The 5,421-nt window shown below is 68.1% G+C and carries 1 protein-coding gene; it reads right to left on the bottom strand.

From position 1 onward, the window contains the following. Positions 1-5,178: DUF4347 domain-containing protein (locus tag ACXJ7R_RS24090; protein ID WP_457154021.1), on the bottom strand; the 5,178-nt coding region annotated here is incomplete at its 3' end. Positions 5,179-5,421: the final 243 nt, after the last annotated feature.

Raw genomic sequence — 5,421 nt, 5'->3', positions numbered from 1 at the left:
GCCGAGCGAGGTGGAGGTGACGCTGGCTTTGTGACCAGGGCCGTTTTCGCCATTGTTATGGTTCCCGGAACCACCAGGTGCATCCTGATCTCCATTGCCAAAGCCGTTATTGCCATGGTTGTGGTCATGATCACCTGTTCCACCGCCCGAGCCCGTGGCTCCGGTCGCACCTGTCGCACCAGCCGTACCTGTTGCTCCGGTCGAGCCAGTAGCACCGGTCGAACCGGTGGCTCCTGTCGAGCCGGTGGCTCCGGTAGAGCCCGTTGCACCAGTGTCGCCAGTCGCTCCGGTCGAACCGGTCGCTCCGGTATCGCCGGTCGCACCCGTGGCTCCAGTTGCTCCGGTCGCTCCGGTGTCGCCAGTCGAGCCCGTCGCTCCGGTATCGCCGGTCGCACCCGTGGCTCCAGTCGAGCCAGTCGCTCCGGTATCACCCGTTGCACCCGTGGCTCCAGTTGCTCCGGTATCACCGGTGGCGCCAGTCGAGCCCGTCGCTCCGGTATCACCGGTGGCGCCAGTCGAGCCCGTCGCTCCGGTATCGCCCGTTGCACCCGTGGCTCCAGTCGAGCCAGTCGCTCCGGTATCGCCGGTCGCACCCGTGGCTCCAGTGGCTCCAGTCGCTCCGGTGTCGCCGGTGGCGCCGGTCGAACCCGTCGCTCCAGTATCGCCGGTCGCACCCGTGGCTCCAGTCGAGCCAGTCGCTCCGGTATCGCCAGTCGCACCCGTGGCTCCGGTTGCTCCAGTCGCTCCGGTGTCGCCAGTGGCGCCGGTTGCACCGGTCGAGCCCGTTGCACCTGTGGCTCCAGTGTCGCCAGTCGCTCCGGTCGCTCCAGTCGCTCCGGTATCGCCCGTCGCACCCGTCGAGCCGGTGGCTCCGGTCGAGCCGGTATCACCAGTTGCACCTGTCGAGCCCGTCGCACCAGTCGAGCCGGTGGCTCCGGTCGAGCCGGTATCGCCAGTCGAGCCGGTCGAACCCGTTGCACCAGTCGAGCCGGTGGCACCAGTCGAGCCAGTTGCTCCAGTCGAGCCGGTCGAACCGGTTGCACCAGTGTCGCCAGTGGCACCCGTCGAGCCAGTTGCGCCGGTCGAACCAGTCGAACCCGTCGCACCAGTCGAGCCGGTGGCTCCAGTCGAGCCAGTTGCTCCAGTCGAGCCGGTCGAACCGGTTGCACCAGTGTCGCCAGTGGCACCCGTCGAGCCAGTTGCGCCGGTCGAACCAGTCGAACCCGTCGCACCAGTCGAGCCGGTGGCTCCAGTCGAGCCGGTATCGCCAGTTGCACCTGTCGAGCCCGTCGCACCAGTCGAGCCGGTGGCTCCGGTCGAGCCGGTATCGCCAGTCGCACCTGTCGATCCAGTCGCACCCGTCGAGCCAGTTGCCCCGGTCGAGCCGGTTGCTCCAGTCGAGCCGGTCGAACCAGTCGCACCCGTCGAGCCGGTGGCTCCGGTCGAGCCGGTATCGCCAGTTGCACCTGTCGAGCCAGTCGCACCCGTCGAGCCAGTTGCCCCGGTCGAGCCGGTTGCGCCGGTCGAACCAGTGGCACCCGTCGAGCCTGTCGCTCCGGTCGAGCCGGTTGAGCCTGTCGCTCCGGTCGAACCGGTGTCGCCAGTCGAGCCAGTCGAACCCGTTGCACCAGTCGAGCCAGTGGCACCCGTCGAGCCGGTTGCTCCAGTCGAGCCGGTCGAGCCCGTCGCACCAGTCGAGCCGGTGGCTCCGGTCGAGCCGGTCGCACCCGTCGAGCCAGTTGCGCCGGTCGAACCCGTCGAACCCGTCGCACCAGTCGAGCCGGTGGCTCCGGTCGAGCCGGTTGCTCCAGTCGAGCCGGTCGAACCCGTTGCACCAGTCGAGCCGGTGGCTCCGGTCGAGCCGGTTGCTCCAGTCGAGCCGGTCGAGCCCGTCGCACCAGTCGAGCCGGTGGCCCCGGTCGAGCCGGTATCACCAGTTGCACCTGTCGAGCCAGTTGCGCCGGTCGAACCAGTGGCACCCGTCGAGCCAGTTGCGCCGGTCGAACCAGTCGAGCCAGTCGCACCCGTCGAGCCCGTGGCTCCGGTCGAGCCGGTTGCTCCAGTCGAGCCGGTCGAGCCAGTCGCACCAGTCGAGCCTGTCGCTCCGGTCGAACCGGTATCACCAGTTGCACCTGTCGAGCCAGTTGCGCCGGTCGAGCCAGTGGCACCCGTCGAGCCTGTCGCTCCGGTCGAGCCGGTTGAGCCTGTCGCTCCGGTCGAACCAGTGTCGCCAGTCGAGCCAGTCGAACCCGTTGCACCAGTCGAGCCGGTGGCACCAGTCGAGCCAGTTGCTCCAGTCGAGCCGGTCGAACCCGTTGCACCAGTGTCGCCAGTGGCACCTGTCGAGCCAGTTGCGCCGGTCGAACCAGTCGAGCCAGTCGCACCCGTCGAGCCGGTGGCCCCAGTCGAGCCGGTTGCTCCAGTCGAGCCGGTCGAGCCCGTCGCACCTGTCGAGCCGGTGGCCCCGGTCGAGCCGGTATCACCAGTTGCACCTGTCGAGCCAGTTGCGCCGGTCGAGCCAGTGGCACCCGTCGAGCCTGTCGCTCCGGTCGAACCAGTCGAGCCAGTTGCACCAGTCGAGCCGGTGGCCCCGGTCGAGCCGGTTGCTCCAGTCGAACCAGTCGAGCCAGTCGCACCAGTCGAGCCGGTGGCCCCGGTCGAGCCGGTTGCTCCAGTCGAACCAGTCGAGCCAGTCGCACCAGTCGAGCCGGTGGCTCCGGTCGAGCCGGTATCGCCAGTTGCACCTGTCGAGCCAGTCGCACCCGTCGAGCCAGTTGCGCCGGTCGAGCCAGTTGCGCCGGTCGAACCAGTCGAGCCAGTCGCTCCGGTCGAGCCGGTATCACCAGTTGCACCTGTCGAGCCGGTCGCACCCGTCGAGCCAGTGGCACCAGTCGAGCCGGTGGCTCCGGTCGAGCCGGTATCACCAGTTGCACCTGTCGAGCCGGTAGCACCTGTCGAACCGGTGGCGCCGGTCGAGCCAGTCGCTCCGGTATCACCCGTGGCGCCGGTCGCACCTGTGGCTCCGGTTGCACCAGTCGAGCCAGTTGCCCCGGTATCACCCGTGGCGCCGGTCGAGCCAGTCGCTCCGGTGTCGCCGGTTGCGCCGGTCGAGCCAGTCGCTCCGGTCGAGCCCGTTGCACCCGTGGTTCCTGTTGCACCGGTGTCGCCAGTCGCACCTGTCGAACCAGTCGCTCCGGTCGAACCGGAGGCGCCGGTCGAGCCAGTCGCTCCGGTATCACCCGTGGCACCAGTTGAGCCAGTCGCTCCGGTAGAGCCCGTTGCACCCGTGGTTCCTGTTGCACCAGTGTCGCCAGTGGCACCTGTCGAACCAGTTGCTCCGGTCGAACCGGAGGCACCAGTTGAGCCGGTCGCTCCGGTAGAGCCCGTTGCACCCGTGGTTCCAGTTGCACCAGTGCCGCCAGTCGCACCTGTCGAACCGGAGGCGCCGGTCGAGCCAGTCGTTCCGGTATCACCCGTGGCGCCGGTCGCACCTGTTGCTCCGGTTGCGCCGGTGGAGCCCGCGGCTCCGGTATCACCGGTGGCACCAGTCGAGCCGGTCGCTCCGGTAGAGCCCGTAGCACCCGTGGTTCCTGTTGCACCAGTGTCGCCAGTTGCACCTGTTGAACCCGTCGCTCCGGTCGAACCGGACGCGCCGGTCGAGCCAGTCGCTCCGGTATCACCCGTGGCGCCGGTCGCACCTGTGGCTCCGGTTGCGCCAGTGGAGCCCGCGGCTCCGGTGTCGCCCGTCGCGCCAGTCGAGCCGGTCGCACCTGTCGAACCAGTCGCTCCGGTCGAACCGGCGGCGCCGGTCGAGCCAGTCGCTCCGGTGTCGCCCGTCGCGCCTGTAGAACCCGTGGCGCCAGTGGAACCTGCGGCGCCGGTATCACCTGTGGCTCCGCCTGCGCCAGTCGCTCCCGTGGAGCCGCTCGCGCCCGTGGCTCCGGTCGAGCCGCCTGCGCCAGTCGAACCTGTTGCACCCGTGGCGCCGGTATCACCTGTGGGTCCGCCTGCGCCAGTCGCACCCGTCGGGCCGCTCGCGCCAGTCGCACCCGTCGGGCCGCTCGCGCCAGTGGCACCGGTCGGGCCGCTCGCGCCAGTCGCACCGGTCGGGCCGCTCGCGCCAGTCGCACCCGTCGGGCCGCTCGCGCCAGTCGCACCCGTCGGGCCGCTCGCGCCAGTCGCACCGGTCGGGCCGCTTGCGCCAGTCGCACCTGTGGCTCCGGTCACACCTGTGCCGGTAGCACCCGTGGCGCCTGTCGCTCCGGTTGCACCCGTGGCTCCGGTCGCACCCGCGCCGGTCGCTCCCGTAGCGCCGGTCGGGCCCGCCGGGCCCGTCGCGCCAACTGTACTGGTGCTGAAGCTCCCAACATCAAATAGATTGCCCCCGGATCCATTGGAGGGACCCGCTGCGAAATTGTAAGTATTACCGGCGCCTGGAGTAAGTGTGCCGTATAAATTGAAGCCGGCGTCGTAAATCACATAAGTATGAGTTTCATTTGGTATTGAAATAGTTACCGCAAATTCGCTGACAACGCCATTACCCGATTGAGGCAGTGGAAAGCTGCCAACCAACACATCAGGATTTGCTGTTGTATCTATTAAATAGTAGGTGTTAATGGTTGCGGAGCCATTCTGAACAGTCAAGTTGCCAGTGAGTGTCAGATCAACCGCCAGCACCCCGGCGTAACTTGCCATTCCATCCGGGGTCAGCGGCGGCGGCGTGGGCGCGCTTGCACGTGCGGACAGTTCCCAGGAGCCGCCCAGGGCGGCTGCACCAACCAGCGATCTTGATGCACGGACATCCGCGCCGACGGCCTCTTCCAGCGCCGCCACGAAGGTCTCGCCCGCATCCCCCGACGCCGTCTCGCAGCTCCACAGCCGCAGCTCGCCGTCCGCGGCAAGCGCCCTGCCGATCGCGGCAAAATCGTCAGCCGCTTCCTTCAACGTCCCGGCCGACCACTCTCCTGAAGTGAAGCCAACCCGGCCAGGTGCGCCATGTGCCATGATATGGATCGCATCGAGGCTTTCGTGCCCTGCGAGCGCGGCAGCGATCTGTTGTGCGGCCGGCCGGCGGCCATCGAGCACGACAGCCTGGACTTGCGGTCGCACGTTGCCGAGAACCGTCTCGAGGTCGGAGACTGAAGGATCCACGAAGAGAATTTCAGAGGCACGGGCCATGACTGGCTCCTGTTGGCTTCGAATTCGATTCAAGGGGAAACCGCCCACCGGCTTGGCCGGCGAGCGGTCGTAGGGAGAAGGAGCACGGGCGCCGTCATCTTCCGGACGGGCCGACGGCGCCGTCGGGATGTTTGACAGCGGGGCTCTCTACGCGGAGGAAGCTGCAGGCCTGGAAGTTTCCGCCATCTTCAAACGTGCCAATCGCAAATGCGCCGGCTGCGGCCGGAACCTTGACAGTGAGAG

The organism is Mesorhizobium sp. P5_C1, assembly GCF_054049815.1.
This window is presented reverse-complemented; position numbering and strand designations above follow the sequence as displayed.